This is a genomic window from Pseudomonas sp. PS01303 (assembly GCF_029959385.1).
Lineage (GTDB): Bacteria > Pseudomonadota > Gammaproteobacteria > Pseudomonadales > Pseudomonadaceae > Aquipseudomonas > Aquipseudomonas rustica.
Map to the genome: position 1 here is coordinate 1 of NZ_JASCPK010000145.1, position 15,299 is coordinate 15,299.

General features: G+C 61.5%; 16 protein-coding genes. 15 read left to right on the plus strand and 1 reads right to left on the minus strand.

What is annotated here, in order from left to right; translation table 11 throughout:
- Window positions 1-97: 97 nt before the first annotated feature.
- Window positions 98-868 carry a ParA family protein gene (locus tag QMX93_RS25670; protein ID WP_282358388.1) on the minus strand — a complete coding sequence of 257 codons (771 nt, stop codon included), beginning with the start codon at window positions 866-868 and terminating at the stop codon, window positions 98-100.
- Window positions 869-1,224: 356 nt separating this feature from the next.
- On the opposite strand from QMX93_RS25670, the gene QMX93_RS25675 reads away from it, so the two are divergent.
- The 15 genes from QMX93_RS25675 (at window position 1,225) to QMX93_RS25745 (ending at window position 15,210) form a co-directional block, all read left to right on the plus strand.
- Entirely contained in the window at window positions 1,225-1,950 is a 726-nt protein-coding gene (locus QMX93_RS25675; RefSeq protein ID WP_282358389.1) for a beta-ketoacyl synthase chain length factor, read from the plus strand.
- Entirely contained in the window at window positions 1,926-2,738 is an 813-nt protein-coding gene (locus QMX93_RS25680; RefSeq protein WP_282358390.1) for a lysophospholipid acyltransferase family protein, read from the plus strand. The genes QMX93_RS25675 and QMX93_RS25680 overlap by 25 nt, the downstream gene beginning before the upstream one ends.
- Window positions 2,716-2,991 (plus strand): phosphopantetheine-binding protein, encoded by a 276-nt coding sequence (locus QMX93_RS25685; RefSeq protein WP_053116687.1) that lies wholly within the window; start codon window positions 2,716-2,718, stop codon window positions 2,989-2,991. Before QMX93_RS25680 ends, QMX93_RS25685 begins: the two co-directional genes overlap by 23 nt.
- A 9-nt stretch (window positions 2,992-3,000) precedes the next feature.
- Window positions 3,001-3,255, plus strand: a complete 255-nt coding sequence (locus QMX93_RS25690; RefSeq protein WP_053116686.1) for an acyl carrier protein — start codon at window positions 3,001-3,003, stop codon at window positions 3,253-3,255.
- Window positions 3,252-3,797 carry a hypothetical protein gene (locus tag QMX93_RS25695; RefSeq protein ID WP_159811654.1) on the plus strand — a complete coding sequence of 182 codons (546 nt, stop codon included), beginning with the start codon at window positions 3,252-3,254 and terminating at the stop codon, window positions 3,795-3,797. Before QMX93_RS25690 ends, QMX93_RS25695 begins: the two co-directional genes overlap by 4 nt.
- Window positions 3,794-5,473: an acyl-CoA synthetase family protein gene (locus tag QMX93_RS25700; RefSeq protein WP_282358391.1), complete on the plus strand. Its 1,680-nt coding sequence runs from the start codon at window positions 3,794-3,796 to the stop codon at window positions 5,471-5,473. Before QMX93_RS25695 ends, QMX93_RS25700 begins: the two co-directional genes overlap by 4 nt.
- A gap of 77 nt (window positions 5,474-5,550) precedes the next feature.
- Window positions 5,551-6,285: a glycosyltransferase family 2 protein gene (locus QMX93_RS25705; protein ID WP_282358392.1), complete on the plus strand. Its 735-nt coding sequence runs from the start codon at window positions 5,551-5,553 to the stop codon at window positions 6,283-6,285.
- Window positions 6,282-7,229: a glycosyl transferase gene (locus QMX93_RS25710; protein ID WP_282358393.1), complete on the plus strand. Its 948-nt coding sequence runs from the start codon at window positions 6,282-6,284 to the stop codon at window positions 7,227-7,229. Before QMX93_RS25705 ends, QMX93_RS25710 begins: the two co-directional genes overlap by 4 nt.
- Entirely contained in the window at window positions 7,210-8,754 is a 1,545-nt protein-coding gene (locus tag QMX93_RS25715) for an aromatic amino acid ammonia-lyase (RefSeq protein ID WP_282358394.1), read from the plus strand. The genes QMX93_RS25710 and QMX93_RS25715 overlap by 20 nt, the downstream gene beginning before the upstream one ends.
- Window positions 8,747-9,172, plus strand: coding sequence for an acyl-CoA thioesterase (locus tag QMX93_RS25720; protein WP_016983876.1), 426 nt, complete (start codon window positions 8,747-8,749; stop codon window positions 9,170-9,172). Before QMX93_RS25715 ends, QMX93_RS25720 begins: the two co-directional genes overlap by 8 nt.
- Window positions 9,169-9,771: an outer membrane lipoprotein carrier protein LolA gene (locus QMX93_RS25725; RefSeq protein ID WP_053116680.1), complete on the plus strand. Its 603-nt coding sequence runs from the start codon at window positions 9,169-9,171 to the stop codon at window positions 9,769-9,771. Before QMX93_RS25720 ends, QMX93_RS25725 begins: the two co-directional genes overlap by 4 nt.
- Window positions 9,755-12,094: a hypothetical protein gene (locus tag QMX93_RS25730; RefSeq protein ID WP_282358395.1), complete on the plus strand. Its 2,340-nt coding sequence runs from the start codon at window positions 9,755-9,757 to the stop codon at window positions 12,092-12,094. Before QMX93_RS25725 ends, QMX93_RS25730 begins: the two co-directional genes overlap by 17 nt.
- Complete coding sequence (locus tag QMX93_RS25735; RefSeq protein ID WP_282358396.1) at window positions 12,091-13,254, plus strand: sodium:proton antiporter; 1,164 nt, start codon at window positions 12,091-12,093, stop codon at window positions 13,252-13,254. The genes QMX93_RS25730 and QMX93_RS25735 overlap by 4 nt, the downstream gene beginning before the upstream one ends.
- A complete protein-coding gene (locus QMX93_RS25740) occupies window positions 13,241-14,488 on the plus strand; it encodes an NAD(P)/FAD-dependent oxidoreductase (protein ID WP_282358397.1) in 1,248 nt (415 codons plus the stop codon). The genes QMX93_RS25735 and QMX93_RS25740 overlap by 14 nt, the downstream gene beginning before the upstream one ends.
- Window positions 14,485-15,210, plus strand: coding sequence for a class I SAM-dependent methyltransferase (locus QMX93_RS25745; protein ID WP_282358398.1), 726 nt, complete (start codon window positions 14,485-14,487; stop codon window positions 15,208-15,210). The genes QMX93_RS25740 and QMX93_RS25745 overlap by 4 nt, the downstream gene beginning before the upstream one ends.
- Window positions 15,211-15,299: the final 89 nt, after the last annotated feature.

Below are 15,299 nucleotides of genomic sequence, written 5' to 3' on the forward strand. Positions count from 1 at the left end.
GCTCGCGATAGCGTTCGTCCAGCCAACATCTATGTGACTGACACACCGCTATCGCGAGCAGGCTCACTCCTACAGGGGATTTGTGTGGTTCTGGGGATCAGTGCGCTTCGATCAGGTTGTGCAGTTCGACGAATTGCTGGGTCAGTTTGTGTCGCGGATCGAGGTGGATCAGCGGCGTGCTGGCCTGATGGGATTCGCGCATGCGCACCGAGCTGGTCAGGTACACCGGCAGCACCGGCAATCCCTCGGCAATCAATTCATCGAGAATCTGCTGCGGCAGGCTGGCCCGGGCCTGGAACTGGTTGACCACGATGCCTTCAACTTCCAGACCTTCGTTGTGATCCTCTTTCAACTCTTCGATTTCCGCGATCAGCCCATACAAGGCCTGACGCGAGAAACTGTCGCAATCGAAGGGAATCAGCACACGATCAGCGGCAATCAGCGCTGATACCGCGTAAAAATTCAGCGCCGGCGGCGTATCGAGGTAGATCCGGTCGTAATCCTCGGACAGCTCATCAAGCAACTTACGCAGCTTGTTTATCTTGTGCTTGGCCTCAAGTTTGGGCTGCAAGTCGGCCAGTTCGGCGGTGGCGGTGATGATGTGCAGGTTGTCGAACGGGGTTTCGTAGATATCCGCCTGGTTTTTCTTCGAGAACGGCCCGGAAGACAGCGTCTGCTTGAAGAAATCGGCAATGCCCATCGGGATGTCGTCGCCGGTGAGCCCGGTCAGATACTGAGTGGAGTTGGCCTGGGCATCGAGATCCACCAACAACGTGCGATAACCCTCGCTGGCACTGACCGCCGCCAGATTGCAGGCAATGCTGGATTTGCCTACACCACCTTTCTGATTGAACACCACGCGCCGCATGACAAAACCTCCGTGTATCAAAGAATGACCGAGTGTAGATGCGCGCGGCCTCGCTTCGCTACCTCATCGGACATGGACTACACAGTCAGGTGCAAACTTCCGTCTGCAGTCTCAGTAAAAACTGCCGACGATTGACGAGATCCCCGACAGACAGGCCCTCGCCAATCTGGATAATGGCCAAATGACAGTTTTACCGCGAACCAGCCAGTACATTTCATTGCGCAAAATGTAACCAGCATTTGCTACACGCCCGTCGCACCGGGATAATGCGCGCCACCCGGCGCCAAGCGCCACGCCAAGTCCGCTGCGGCTTTGGTGGCTAAATGCGTCAACAAAAGCCCGCAGGGGCGGGATGAATGTCCGTGATCAACTTCAACATCGCCCAATGGCGCGCGTGGGCTCCCGGGCTCGACAGCGTGGACGCCTGGCAAGCCTGGAGCCGACAACCGGTCGTGCTCCAGAGCAGTGATGCCGCGCCCGATGTGTCGTTTTTACCGGCCATGCAGCGGCGCCGTCTCAGTCGACTGGCGCGGATGGCGTTCAGCGTTGGCTGGCCACTCGCCGACGGGCGGGAAAACCTGCCGCTGGTGTTTGTCTCGCGCCACGGCGAAACCCCGCGCACGTACGAAATTCTCAGCGATCTGGCCACCGACCAGCCGCTATCCCCCACCCAGTTCAGCCTGTCAGTGCATAACGCGATCATCGGTCTGTGGTCGATCATGCGCGGCGAAACCAGCGAAATGACCGCCCTCGCCGCAGCGGGCGACGGCCTCGAACACGGCATGCTCGAAGCGGCGGCGCTATTGAATGAAGGCGCCCCGGCCGTGTTGCTGGTGATCACCGAGGAACAACCGCCGCAAGCCTATTCGCAGTGGATCGATGACGTGCCGTTCCCTTACGCGCTGGGTCTGTTGCTAACCCCCGGTACCGACTGGCGGCTGACCCTGAACAGCACCCCGCAAGCACTGTCCAAATCGGACTGGCCCCACGCGCTCAATCTGCTGCGTACCCTGCTCGGCCAGCAAACCCATTGCCAACATGCCTGGAAAAATCGTGTATGGACCTGGCAACGCAACCCGTGACCGAGAAAAACCGCGACGCCTATTACTGGCGGTTGCTGGCCACCGCCGCAAGCTTCGCCCTGTTCGGGCTCGGCGGACTGTGTCTGCGCCTGGTGGTATTCCCGATTCTCGGCTGCCTGCCCGGCGACACGCTGGTTCATCGCCAACGCGCGCGGCAGATGGTCAGTCGGCTGTTCTGGTTTTTTGTGCAGTTCATGGCCCGCACCGGCGTGCTGACCTACGACATTCAAGGCGCCGAACGCCTCGGTCGACCGGGGCAAATGATCATCGCCAACCATCCGTCGCTGATCGACGTGGTGTTTCTGATCGGTCTGGTACGCCAAGCCAATTGCGTGGTGAAGAAAAGCCTGTGGGAAAACCCCTTCACCCGTGGCCCGCTGCGCCGCACCGAATACATCAGCAATGACGGCAGCATGGACATGCTCGACGCCGCCGCAGAATCATTGCAAAACGGCCAGAGCCTGATCATTTTCCCCGAAGGTACCCGCACTCAGCCGGGACAGCCGCCAGCCTTTCATCGGGGCGCTGCAGCCATTGCCCTGCGCGGTGCGAAAATCCTCACGCCCGTGATCATCAAGGTCAACCCGACCACCCTGACCAAAGCCGAGCCGTGGTATCGCATCCCGCGCCGTCGTGTGCACTTCAGTTTTCGGGTCGGGGCCGATATAGATCCACAGACCTTCGCCGCGCAGGGGCCCGCCCCGCAAGCCTCGCGCAAGCTCAACGATTATTTGCATTCTTACTTTATCAAGGAGCTCGCCGAAGATGAGCGAACTGAACACCCCTAGCCTGGTGCGTGACATCAAACTGCTGATCATCGACGCCCTCGGCCTCGAAGACATCAGCGCCGACGACATCGGTGACGAACAAACGCTGTTCGGTGAAGGCCTGGGCCTGGATTCCGTCGACGCGCTGGAATTGGGTCTGGCGATCCAGAAAAAGTACGGCATCAAAATCGACGCCGACGCCAAAGACACCCGCAACCATTTCACCAACGTGGCGAGCCTTGCGGCCTTCGTCACGGCAAAACAGGCAGCTTGAGACCGGACCATGCAAACTCGTGACGACATTTTCAACACCCTGCGCGATGCCTTGGTCGAGCTGTTCGAACTGGATCCGGCCCGCGTGAGCCTGGATTCCAATCTGTATCAGGATCTGGAAATCGACAGCATTGATGCGGTCGATCTGATCGATCACATCAAACGCCAGACCGGCAAGAAAATCGCCGCCGAAGAGTTCAAGACCGTGCGCACCGTCGGTGACGTGGTCGAGGCGGTTTACCGTCTGGTTCAACCGGCCGCATGAGCCGATTGATCGGCCTGGGCCTGCTGCTGGCCGGTCTGCTGTACCCCTTTGCGGTGTATTTCGGCATGGAGCACTTCGCCCCGTGGCAGTTCGGTCTGCTACTGGGCGGCTTGTGGCTCGCGCGCGCCCTGACCGGCGAGCGCAAACCCGGCAGCCTGTGGATGGCTTGCGTGGCGATCGTGTTCTGCCTGTTGCTGGCGCTGTTCGACAGCCCGCTGTTGCTGCGCTGGTACCCGGTGCTGATCAGCGGTTTCATGCTGGTGCTGTTCAGCCTGAGCCTGAAATACGGGCCGCCGATGGTCGAGCGACTGGCGCGGTTGCGTGAGCCAGAGCTGCCGGACATCGCGATTCGCTACACACGCAAGGTCACGGTGGCCTGGAGCGTGTTTTTCTTTTGCAACGGTTTGTGCGCCGCCCTCCTGACCCTGTGGGCGCCGCTGAATTGGTGGATGTTGTACACCGGCCTGATCTCCTACGGATTGATCGGCCTGATGTTTGCCATTGAATGGCTGATACGACAACGGGTAAGAGGCCGTACATGAACTGGATAAAACTTGAGCAGCTGTTGCTCAAGGCCCTGCCGGCGCGGGCGATTTGCGCTGCGCCGGCACTCGATCACGCGCAACTGTGCGAACAGGCGCTGAGCGTTGCCGCCGGCCTGCAAGCGCAGGGCGTGAAGCGCCTCGCCGTGCATCTGGAGGATGCCGCCGATCTCGCCATCGCCCTGCTCGGAGCGTGGCGCGCCGGCGTCAGCGTGTTGTTGCCGTCGGACTTGCAACCGCAAACTCGCCAGCGCTGGTCGAGCGAAGTCGATCTGTGGCTGACCGATCACGCCGAAGACGCGCACCTGACTGACTTTCAGCAGCCGGCATTGCCCGCTGCGGCGCTGGATCTCGAACAATGTCAGCTGAGCCTGTGCACCTCCGGCTCCAGCGGCGAACCCAAGCGTATCGACAAAACCCTGCGCCAACTGGCCAATGAAGTTGAAGCGCTGGAGCAACTGTGGGGCGCGGATCTTGGTGAAGCCTGCGTCGTCGGCAGCGTCGCCACACAACACATCTATGGTTTGCTGTTTCGCGTGCTGTGGCCGCTGTGCGCCGGGCGCCCGTTTGTGCGCAAGCAACTGGCCTTCCCGGAAGACATGCAGCGCGCCAGCCGCGAACATCCGACCTTCGCCTGGGTCGCGAGCCCGGCGCTGCTCAAACGCATGGGCGACAACCTTGATTGGCCTGCATTGAGCGCGGTGCGGCGGGTATTTTCCTCGGGTGGCGCGTTGCCGCTTGAGGCTGCGCAAAGTCTGCAAAAACGCTTGCAGCAATGGCCCACGGAAATTCTTGGCAGCTCGGAAACCGGCGGCATTGCCTGGCGTCAGGGTGAACAACTCTGGCAACCGTTCGCCGGTGTCCAATTGAGCCAGGACAGCGAGGGCGCGCTGTTGATCGCTTCGCCTTATCTGCCTGCCGGCCATGTCGAACACACCGCCGACGCGGCGCGCATTGCTGCCGATGGTCGTTTCGAGTTGTTGGGACGGCTGGATCGCATCGTTAAACTCGAAGAAAAGCGCATCTCTCTGCCGATGCTGGAACAGGCCTTGGTCGCTCACGACTGGGTTGCCGAAGCGCGGCTTGGCGTGGTGCAGGAAAACCGCGCGTCCCTTGGGGCCCTGCTGGTGCTCAGCGATTCGGGGTTGTTTGCGTTGCGTGAACATGGCCGCCGCAGCCTCACCGAAACTTTGCGCCAGCATTTGCGCCAACACTGTGAAGCTCTGGCCCTGCCGCGACGCTGGCGGTTGGTGCGGCAATTGCCGCTGAACAGCCAGGGCAAACTGCCCCAGGCCGAGGTTGAAGCACTGTTGATGGCGCCGCGTCCGAAAGCGCCGGAAGTGCTGTCGCAGGTCGAGATTGAGGGTGAATGGAGTTTGCAACTGAGCGTGCCGCCGGATCTGGCTTATTTCAGCGGCCACTTCCCCAAGGCACCGGTATTGCCGGGTGTGGTGCAGGTGGAATGGGCGCTGAATCTTGGGCGGCAATTGCTGAATCTGAACGGGCCGTTTGCCGGGATGGAAGTGCTGAAGTTTCAGCAACTGGTGCGGCCGGGGGATGAAATTCAGCTGCACCTGCGTTTTGATCCGGAGCGCAGCAAGTTGTATTTCGCTTATCGCAATGACACCGCCACCTGCTCCAGTGGGCGGATTCTTTTGGGTGTAGAGCATGATTGACCTTGGTGAGTGCTGCGCACTCAATCGCGAGCAGGCTCACTCCTACAGGGATCGCGGTTTTCCAATGGAGAACTGTTATGCATAACCCTTGCGCCGTGATCCCGGTTTATAACCACGAAACTGCCATCGGTACCGTGGTCGATGCTCTGCTTGCGCAAGATCTGCCATGCATTTTGGTCGACGACGCCAGCAAGCCCTCCTGCGCAAAAGTCCTCGATACTCTGGCCGAACGCGACAACGTGCATCTGGTGCGCCTGACCGCCAACCAAGGCAAGGGCGGTGCGGTGATGACCGGTCTGCGTGAAGCCGCGCTGCTGGGTTTCACCCATGCCTTGCAGGTCGACGCCGATGGCCAGCACGACTTGCACGACGTCGCCCGCTTCGTTGAAGAATCCCGCGCACATCCCAACGCCATGATCTGCGGCTATCCGCTGTTCGACGAAAGCGTGCCCAAGGGCCGGTTGTACGCGCGCTACCTGACCCACGTCATGGTGTGGATCAATACGCTGTCGCTGCAAATCCGCGACTCGATGTGCGGCTTTCGCGTTTATCCGCTGACCCCGACGCTGGCGGTGATCGACTCAAGAAAAGTCGGCAAACGCATGGATTTCGACTCGGATATTCTCGTCCGCCTGGCGTGGCGCAATCAGCCGATGCGCTGGCTGCAAACCAGCGTGCATTACCCGCTCGACGGCGTGTCGCACTTCCGCCTGTTCCACGACAACGCGCTGATTTCGAGCATGCACACACGGCTGTTCTTCGGCATGTTGCTGCGTTTCCCGGTGATCCTCTGGCGACGGTGGCGCGCATGACCGGCGAAACCGACAAGAAGCACTGGGCCGACCGCGAAGAACGCGGCAGCTTCCTGCTGATGAAATTCACCGCGTTCGCCGCCAAAGTCCTCGGTCGACGCCTGCTCAGCCCGTTGCTGTACGGCATCGTTTTGTACTTTTTCCTGTTCGGTCGCACCGCGCGACGTAGTGCCTGGCAATTCCAGCAACGTCTGGCCGACTGGAGCCAACGCGATGACTTGCGCCCAAGCCACTGGCGCGTATTCAGTCAGTTCATGGCCTTCGCGGATTCCATGCTCGACAAGCTCGACGTGTGGAACGGCAAGCTCAGCATTGAACAGATCGAAATCATCGACCCGGCCCTGCTGCGCAACCAGTTGCGCGGCACACGCGGGCAACTGCTGGTTGGCGCGCATCTGGGCAATCTCGAAGTCTGCCGCGCACTGGCGGAGATCGGCGAAAAAGTCACCATGAACGTGCTGGTGCACACCAAGCACGCCGAGCAATTCAACCGTTTGCTGGGCGAGGCTGGAGCGACCAATCTGCGCCTGATTCAGGTCAGCGAACTCGACCCGGTGATCATGCTGCAACTGCACGAACGTCTTGAGCGCGGCGAGTGGCTGGCGATTGCCGGCGACCGCGTACCGCTGCACGGCGGACGAAGTGTGACCGTGGATTTCCTCGGTCACCCGGCGCCGTTTCCGCAAGGTCCGTGGCTGCTGGCCGGCCTGCTGAAATGCCCGGTCAATCTGCTGATGTGCCTCAAACAACCAGACGGTCACTATCGCCTGACCCTCGAACCGTTCGCCGACGCGGTAACCTGGAAGCGCAGCGAGCGCGAGCAGGTCATTCATCAGTGGGCCACCCGCTATGCCCAGCGCCTGAGTCACTATTGCCTCGAAGCACCGCGCCAATGGTTCAACTTTTACCCTTTCTGGAAGACCGATGACGACGCCAACCCATGAGCCGGTAACCTTCGGCGAACGCCCTTTGCGCATCGAAGACGTGCTGGCCCTGGCCAATCGTCAGGCGCCCGTGCAGTTGCAGAGCGACGCCGAGTATCGCGAGCGCATCGCCAAAGGCGCGCGATTCCTCGATTCGCTGCTGGACAAGGAAGGCGTGATCTACGGCGTGACCACCGGTTACGGTGATTCCTGCGTGGTCGCGGTACCGCTGCATCACGTCGAAGCGTTGCCGCGTCATCTCTACACGTTCCACGGTTGCGGGCTCGGCAAACTGCTCGACGCGCAAGCGACCCGCGCGGTGTTGGCGGCACGTTTGCAGTCGTTGTGCCACGGCGTTTCCGGGGTGCGCGTGGAACTGCTCGAGCGTCTGCACGCGTTTCTCGAATACGACATTCTGCCGCTGATTCCTGAAGAAGGTTCGGTCGGCGCCAGCGGCGATCTGACGCCGCTGTCCTACGTTGCCGCGACACTTTCCGGCGAGCGTGAAGTGATGTTCCGTGGCGAGCGCCGTCAGGCCGCCGATGTGCATCGCGAACTCGGCTGGACACCTTTGGTGCTGCGCCCGAAAGAAGCCTTGGCGCTAATGAACGGCACCGCCGTGATGACCGGCCTCGCCTGCCTCGCCTTCGCCCGCGCCGATTATCTGCTGCAACTGGCCACACGCATCACCGCGCTCAACGTCGTCGCGCTGCAAGGCAATCCGGAGCATTTCGACGAACGTCTGTTCGCCGCCAAACCGCATCCGGGACAAATGCAGGTTGCCGCGTGGCTGCGCAAGGATCTGGCGATCGACGCACCGACGGCGCCACTGCATCGCTTGCAGGATCGCTACTCGCTGCGCTGCGCCCCGCACGTGCTCGGCGTGTTGGCCGACAGCCTGAACTGGCTGCGTTCGTTCATCGAAATCGAACTGAACAGCGCTAACGACAACCCGATCATCGACGCCGAAGCCGAGCGCGTTTTGCACGGCGGGCACTTCTACGGCGGCCACATCGCGTTCGCCATGGACAGCCTGAAAAACCTCGTGGCCAACGTCGCCGACCTGCTCGACCGGCAACTCGCGCTGCTGGTCGACGAACGCTACAACCATGGTTTGCCGAGCAACCTGTCCGGCGCGCCGGCAGATCGCGCGATGATCAACCACGGCTTCAAAGCCGTGCAGATCGGCACCAGCGCCTGGACCGCCGAAGCGCTGAAAAACACCATGCCGGCCAGCGTGTTCTCGCGTTCCACTGAGTGCCACAACCAAGACAAAGTGAGCATGGGCACCATCGCCGCCCGCGATGCGATTCGCGTGCTGGAGCTGACCGAACAAGTCGCAGCCGCCACTCTTCTCGCCGCCAATCAAGGCGTGTGGCTGCGCGGTCAGGCCGAAGACGCACGACCGCTGCCACCGTCGCTGGCGGCAATGCACGAAGAGTTGGCCAAAGACTTCCCGCCGGTCATCGAGGATCGTGCGCTGGAAGGCGAACTGCGCCTGTGCCTGCAACGCATCGCCACACAACACTGGAGGCTGCATGCGTAGCGCCGGAGTGCTTCACGCCGACACCGAAATCCTCGTGCCGTTTTTTGACGTCGACACCATGCACGTTGTTTGGCACGGGCATTACGTCAAGTATCTGGAAGTCGCGCGTTGTGCGCTGCTGGACAAGATCGGCCACAACTACACGCACATGGTCGAGTCCGGTTTCGCCTGGCCGATCATCGACCTGCAACTGCGCTACGTGCGTGGCGCGGTGTTTGGGCAGCGCCTGAATGTGCGCGCCAGTCTGGTCGAGTGGGAAAACCGTCTGAAGATCAATTACCTGATCACCGATCTGCACAGCGGCGAACGCCTGACCCGCGCCAGCTCGGTGCAGGTCGCCGTCGAAGTCAGCAGCCGCGAAATGCAGCTGGCTTCACCGAAAGTCTTCACCGACGCCGTGGAAAGGATGCTGCGATGAATGTTTTTGTGAAAAGCCTGAGCGTAGTGGCGCTGCTGACCATGTCAGCGCTGGCCAACGCCTTCGACCTGCAACAACTCAGCGAACAACTGGCGAAACCGGACGTGATCCACGGCCAGTTCATTCAGGAAAAACACCTGCGCGCCCTGCCGCAACCGCTGCTCAGCAAGGGCAGTTTTGTGCTGGCGAAGAATCACGGCCTGCTCTGGCTACTGAAAACCCCGCTGCAGCAGGACTACCGCATCACCGCTAACGGCATCGCCCGCCGCGACGACAATGGCTGGCAAATGCTGCCAAACAAGAGCGCCGGCGCTGATCAGAACCGGCTGTTTCTCGCCGTGCTGCAAGGTGACAGCAGCGGCCTGCAACGGGATTTCGAACTGGCCCTGAGCGGCGACGCGCAGCAGTGGAAACTGTCGCTGACCCCGCGTTCGCTGCTGCTCAAGCAAGTGTTCAAACAGATCAACATCGACGGTGGCGCCTTGGTACAAACCATCGAACTGCTGGAAACCCAGGGCGACAGCACCGTGCTGCGCATGCAGGACAGCAGCGCCGCCCAACCGCTGAGCGACACGGAGCAACATGACTTTGCCGAGTGAACGCAGGCTGCCCTGGCTGTTTCTGTTACTGCTGCTGGCAGTCGTTGCGCTGGCCGGTTGGCAGTGGCGCGACGGTGCGCCGCTGTCGGCGAACCTGATGGAGCTGGTGCCCGGCACTAACCCGGACGCCCTCGAACTGCGCGCCGAACAGCGTATGCAGGAACCGTTGAATCGCGAAATGCTGGTGCTGGTCGGCCACGCCGATCGCCAGCAAGCGGTCAACATGGCGCAGAAGCTCGGCGAGCAATGGCAGGCCAGCGGTCTGTTCGAGAAAGTGCAGTGGAACCTGCAAGCGGATCTGCCGGCGCTGCGCACGCAATTGCTGCAAGGTCGCCTGGCGATGCTCTCGGCGGACGATCAGCAACTGCTCACCGAACATCCCGATGTATTTATTCATCAGCGGGTGCAGGCGCTGTTCGATCCGTTCAGCGGTTTCAGCCTGGTACCGAGTCCGGACGATTGGCTGGGCCTGACCGGGCGTATCCAGAACAGCCAGCCGCAACACGGTTCGGTGCAACTCGACATCGGCAGCGGCGCGTTGATTGCCGATGCAGACGGCAAGAGCTGGGTGCTGCTGCGCGCGCGCACCACTGCCGACGCTTTCGACATGAACCTGCCGCTGAAAGTGGCGGATCTGCTGCAGCACAGCCGTGAACAAGCGGCGAAAAATGACGTGCAATTACTGGCCGCCAGCGGTCTGCTTTACGCGGCCAACGGTCAGCAGCAAGCGACGCGCGAAATGACCTGGGTTGGCGGCGGTGCAACGGTCGGCATTCTGCTGTTGCTGCTGCTGGCGTTTCGGCGCTGGCGTGTGCTGCTGGCATTTGTGCCGGTGTTGGTCGGCATGCTTTTCGGTGCCGTCGCTTGCGTGGCGCTATTCGGTCATATGCACGTGATGACGCTGGTGCTCGGCTCCAGCCTGATCGGCGTGGCGGTGGATTATCCGTTGCACTACCTGTCGAAGAGCTGGAGCCTGAAGCCGTGGCGCAGTTGGCCGGCCTTGCGCCTGACCCTGTCCGGGCTGACCTTGAGCCTGATCACCAGCGCCATCGGATATCTGGCGCTGGCGTGGACGCCGTTCCCGGCGCTGACGCAAATCGCCGTGTTCTCTGCCGCCGGGTTGCTCGGTGCGTATCTGTCAGCGGTGTGCCTGCTGCCGGCGCTGCTCAACAACCTCGAGTTACGCCCGGCGCAGTGGCCGCTGACGCTCGCCGAGCGCTTGATCACGCTGCGGGAAAAACTCCTCGAACGCGTGCGCACGCCAGTGCTGTTGGCGCTGTTGATCGCCTTCTGTGTTGGCGGTCTGGTGCAGCTGCAAAGCAAGAACGACATTCGCCAATGGGTTGGCGCGCCGCAGCGTCTGACCGATGAGGCGCAGACCATCGCGCGCATCACCGGTTATCAGCCGACCAGCCAGTTTTTCCTCGTACGCGCCGCCAATCAGCAGCAGTTGCTCGAGCGTCAGGCAGCGCTGAGCGAGCGTCTCGAGCAACTGGTCAACCTCGACAAGCTGCAAGGCTATCTGGCGCTCGATCAACTGGTCAGCCCGCCGAGCGAGCAGGAAAAAGTCCGCCAGGCGCTGAACCAACTGCCGCAATACTGGCAGCCGCTGCTCGACCTCGGCGTGCCGCTCGCTGCGCTGCAAAGCGAGCTGCAACAGCTGCAAACCGTGCCAGCGGAAGATATCGACACCGCCCTTGCCGGCCCGCTCGGCGAACCTTATCGCACGCTCTGGCTCGGCCCGACCGAAGACGGCGTGGCGGCGATGACCAGCCTGCAAGGCCTGAACAATCCGGCACTGTTGCGCGTGCAGGCGCTGGATCTGCCGGGGGTGCAACTGGTCGATCGCCTCGGTGAATTGAACGACGTTTTCGCCGCCACGCAGATCAGCGCCGCGGAGCTGAAACTCGCCTCCTGCGCATTGATCGTGCTGGTGCTGATGCTGCCGTTCGGCCTCGGCGGTGCGCTGCGCATCGTCGCCCTGCCCTTGCTCGCGGCGCTGTGCAGTCTGGCCAGTCTTGGCTGGCTCGGTCAGCCGCTGACCCTGTTCAGCCTGTTTGGCCTGCTGCTGGTGACGGCGATCAGCGTCGACTACGCGATCCTTATGCGTGAACAGGTTGGCGGCGCCGCAGTGAGCCTGCTCGGCACGTTGCTGGCGGCGCTGACGACGTGGCTGTCGTTTGGTTTGCTCGCGGTCTCCAGCACGCCGGCGGTAAGCAATTTCGGTTTGTCGGTAAGCCTTGGGCTGGCCTTCAGTTTCATGCTCGCACCGTGGGCCGGGCGTCACGCCCACACGGCAACGGTCGCGGAGCCGGCAGCGTGATGGTCGTCGGCTTCTGGTTGCTGGCCTTGGCGCTGTTCGCCGTCGCGACCCGTGTCGGTCGATATTTCGGCCTGATCCCGATTGTCAGCCAGTTGCTGCTGGCGAGCTTCGGCCTGCCACTGCTGATGTACTTCTGGATCGAACCGGGCTGGCAATTGAGCGGTGCGGAACTGATCGCGCCAGAGTGGCTGAAAAACCTCTACAGCCTGAGTTTTGCCTTGCTGCTCGGGCACATCCTCAGTGATGTGATCGATCTGAAACTGGATCGGCAGAGCGTGAAAATCGCCCTGCCGAGTTTTCTCGTGCCATTCGTCTGCGGACTGGCGGCGGCTTATTGGTTGTTGCCGGCGCAACCGTGGCTCAACTCGCTGGCGATCGGCCTGGTGTTCGCAATTACCGCGATTCCGGTGCTGTACCTGTACTTGCGCCACATCGATTACCCGCCCGCCGCCACCCGGCGTCTGGTGCAAACCGCGATCCTCATCGATCTGACTTGCTGGACGCTGTTCGGCCTCGCCCAAGGCAGTCTGCACTTGAGCAGCCTGTTGCTGCCGCTGGGGCTCGCTTGTGTGCCGTTGGTGCTGCGCCTGTTCGGCGTGCGCCGACCGTTGACCTACAGCCTCGGTTTCTTCGCCCTGTTGGTGATGGCCGAGCATTACAAACTCAACGCGCTGATTTTCGGCATCGGTTATTTGCTGTGCATGGCCGCGCTGAAGATCCCGTTGGTGCTGCCGTTGCCGGCGCGCTGGATGAACCGTTTGCAGACGTGGATCGCGATCCCGCTGATCCTCACATTCGGCATCGTGCAGATCGACGTGCACAGCGCCCTCGCCAGCCTCGGCCCGCTGCAATGGGCGGCGCTGCTGCTGTTGCCGATTGCCAGTAAACTGCTCGGCAACTGGCTCGGCCTCGGCTGGGCCGGCGCCTCGTTCGAAGGCGCCAGCCGCTGGCGTGAAAGCGTACTGCTGAACATTCGCGGCCTGAGCGAGATCGTCTTTCTCAATTTGCTCTTGCAACAACAGCTCATCACCCCGGCGCTGTACTTCGCGCTGATGCTGATGGGCCTGATGGCGACGCTGCTGCCGGCGCTGATCGGCCTGCACCGTGCACCGCTGGACATCAAAAACCACCTGCCCCGGAGTTCACGTGCCAATCGTTGAAATGGAATCCCGTCAGGTCGTGATCATCGGCGCCGGCCCGTCCGGCGCCATCGCTGCCGCCCTGCTCAAACGCCAGGGCCACGATGTGCTGGTGATCGAACGCCAGCACTTTCCGCGTTTCTCCATCGGCGAAAGCATGCTGTGCCATTGCCTCGATTTTGTCGAAGAAGCGGGCATGCTCGACGCGGTGAATGCCGCTGGATTCCAGCGCAAAAACGGCGCTGCTTTCGCGTGGGGCGAGCGCTACAGCGCCTTCGACTTTGGCGACACCTTTACCAACGGCAAGCCCACCACGTTCCAGGTGCAGCGCGCCGACTTTGACAAGTTGCTGGCCGACCAAGCCGCGCTGCAAGGTGTGGAAATCCGTTACGGCGATGCCATCGTCAGTGTCGATTTTGACCGGCGGAAACCGCAACTCGACGTGCGTCGCGAGGACGGCCGTGAATACCGCGTCGAAGCGGATTTCGTCCTAGATGCCAGCGGCTATGGCCGTGTGCTTTCGCGACTGCTGGATCTGGAAGCACCGTCGAATTTTCCGGTGCGCCAAGCGGTGTTCACCCACGTTGAAGATCACATCGACAACCCGGCCTTCGACCGCGAAAAAATCCTCGTCACCACCCATCCCGAACATCGCGATGTGTGGTTCTGGACGATCCCGTTCAGCAACGGCCGCTGCTCGGTGGGCGTGGTCGCGGCCGAAGCACACTTCAAGGGCCGTGACAGCGATCTCGACGCCTGCCTGCGCAGCTTCATCGCTGAAACGCCAAGCCTTGCCGGCGTGCTGAACAACGCGGTGTGGGACACCCCGGCGCGCACCCTCGGCGGCTACGCGGCGAACGTGAAAACCCTGCACGGGCCGGGTTTTGCCTTGCTCGGCAACGCCGCCGAATTTCTCGACCCGGTGTTCTCTTCCGGCGTGACCATCGCCATGCGTTCGGCGAGTATGGCCGCCGCCGTGCTGCACCGTCAGTTGCAAGGCGAGACGGTCGACTGGCAACGCGAGTTCGCCGAACCGCTGAAACGCGGCGTTGACACGTTCCGTTGCTACGTCGAGGGCTGGTACGCCGGCACCTTTCAGGACGTGATTTTTTATGAAGACAGCCAGGCCGACATCCGCCGCATGATCAGCTCGATCCTCGCCGGTTACGCCTGGGACGAACGCAACCCGTTCGTCAGCGAAGCCCGCCGCCGCTTGAAGATGATTTCCGAACTCTGTGCAAAGGACGCCACATGAATTACTTGAGCGACAACTACGTCGAGGAAACCCGCTTCGGTTTCTGGTTCCTGCGCAGCCACACCTGGCAGCACCATGTGTTGCGCGTGGCGATCAATGATTTGCGCGGACTGTTCAGCGAAGCGCTGCCGGAGCATCCGGTGCTGCTCGACGCCGGTTGCGGTCAGGGCAAGTCGTTCGGCCACCTGCGCCAGACCTTCGCCCCACAGCGTTTGATCGGTGTTGACGCCGATCCGCACAGCCTGGAGTTGAGCGGCGAAGAGGCGACGCGTCTGGGCCTCGATGTTGAGCTGATCGGCAGCGATTGCGCGACGCTGAATGTGCCGGACGCGAGTGTTGATCTGCTGTTCTGCCATCAGACGTTCCATCATCTGGTTGAACAGGAAAAAGCGCTGGCCGAGTTTTATCGCGTGTTGAAACCGGGCGGTTATCTGCTGTTTGCCGAATCCACCGAGGCTTACATTGATACCTGGGTGATTCGCTGGTTGTTCCGCCATCCGATGCACGTGCAGAAGAGTGCAGCGCAGTATTTGGAGATGATTCGCGGGCAAGGGTTTGAGTTTGCCGAGCGCAATGTGTCGTACCCGTATTTGTGGTGGAGCCGGTCGAAGGATTTTGGCTTGCTGGAGCGGTTTGGGGTGCGCAAGCCGAAACCGTTCGGGCAGCGGGAAGAGACGTTGGTGAACGTTGTCGCGCGCAAGCCATTGGCAGAGGCTTCCTGATGTACCCCATTACCTGTAGGAGTGAGCCTGCTCGCGATAGCGGTGGGTCAGCTAACCTTTATTTTGAATGTATGACCGCTATCGCGAGC

Excerpts from the sequence above, each read along its gene's own strand:
- QMX93_RS25670 (WP_282358388.1), bottom strand. The coding sequence starts at position 868 with ATGCGGCGCGTGGTGTTCAATCAGAAAGGTGGTGTAGGCAAATCCAGC.
- QMX93_RS25675 (WP_282358389.1), top strand. The coding sequence starts at position 1,225 with ATGTCCGTGATCAACTTCAACATCGCCCAATGGCGCGCGTGGGCTCCC.
- QMX93_RS25680 (WP_282358390.1), top strand. The coding sequence starts at position 1,926 with ATGGACCTGGCAACGCAACCCGTGACCGAGAAAAACCGCGACGCCTAT.
- QMX93_RS25685 (WP_053116687.1), top strand. The coding sequence starts at position 2,716 with ATGAGCGAACTGAACACCCCTAGCCTGGTGCGTGACATCAAACTGCTG.
- QMX93_RS25690 (WP_053116686.1), top strand. The coding sequence starts at position 3,001 with ATGCAAACTCGTGACGACATTTTCAACACCCTGCGCGATGCCTTGGTC.
- QMX93_RS25695 (WP_159811654.1), top strand. The coding sequence starts at position 3,252 with ATGAGCCGATTGATCGGCCTGGGCCTGCTGCTGGCCGGTCTGCTGTAC.
- QMX93_RS25700 (WP_282358391.1), top strand. The coding sequence starts at position 3,794 with ATGAACTGGATAAAACTTGAGCAGCTGTTGCTCAAGGCCCTGCCGGCG.
- QMX93_RS25705 (WP_282358392.1), top strand. The coding sequence starts at position 5,551 with ATGCATAACCCTTGCGCCGTGATCCCGGTTTATAACCACGAAACTGCC.
- QMX93_RS25710 (WP_282358393.1), top strand. The coding sequence starts at position 6,282 with ATGACCGGCGAAACCGACAAGAAGCACTGGGCCGACCGCGAAGAACGC.
- QMX93_RS25715 (WP_282358394.1), top strand. The coding sequence starts at position 7,210 with ATGACGACGCCAACCCATGAGCCGGTAACCTTCGGCGAACGCCCTTTG.
- QMX93_RS25720 (WP_016983876.1), top strand. The coding sequence starts at position 8,747 with ATGCGTAGCGCCGGAGTGCTTCACGCCGACACCGAAATCCTCGTGCCG.
- QMX93_RS25725 (WP_053116680.1), top strand. The coding sequence starts at position 9,169 with ATGAATGTTTTTGTGAAAAGCCTGAGCGTAGTGGCGCTGCTGACCATG.
- QMX93_RS25730 (WP_282358395.1), top strand. The coding sequence starts at position 9,755 with ATGACTTTGCCGAGTGAACGCAGGCTGCCCTGGCTGTTTCTGTTACTG.
- QMX93_RS25745 (WP_282358398.1), top strand. The coding sequence starts at position 14,485 with ATGAATTACTTGAGCGACAACTACGTCGAGGAAACCCGCTTCGGTTTC.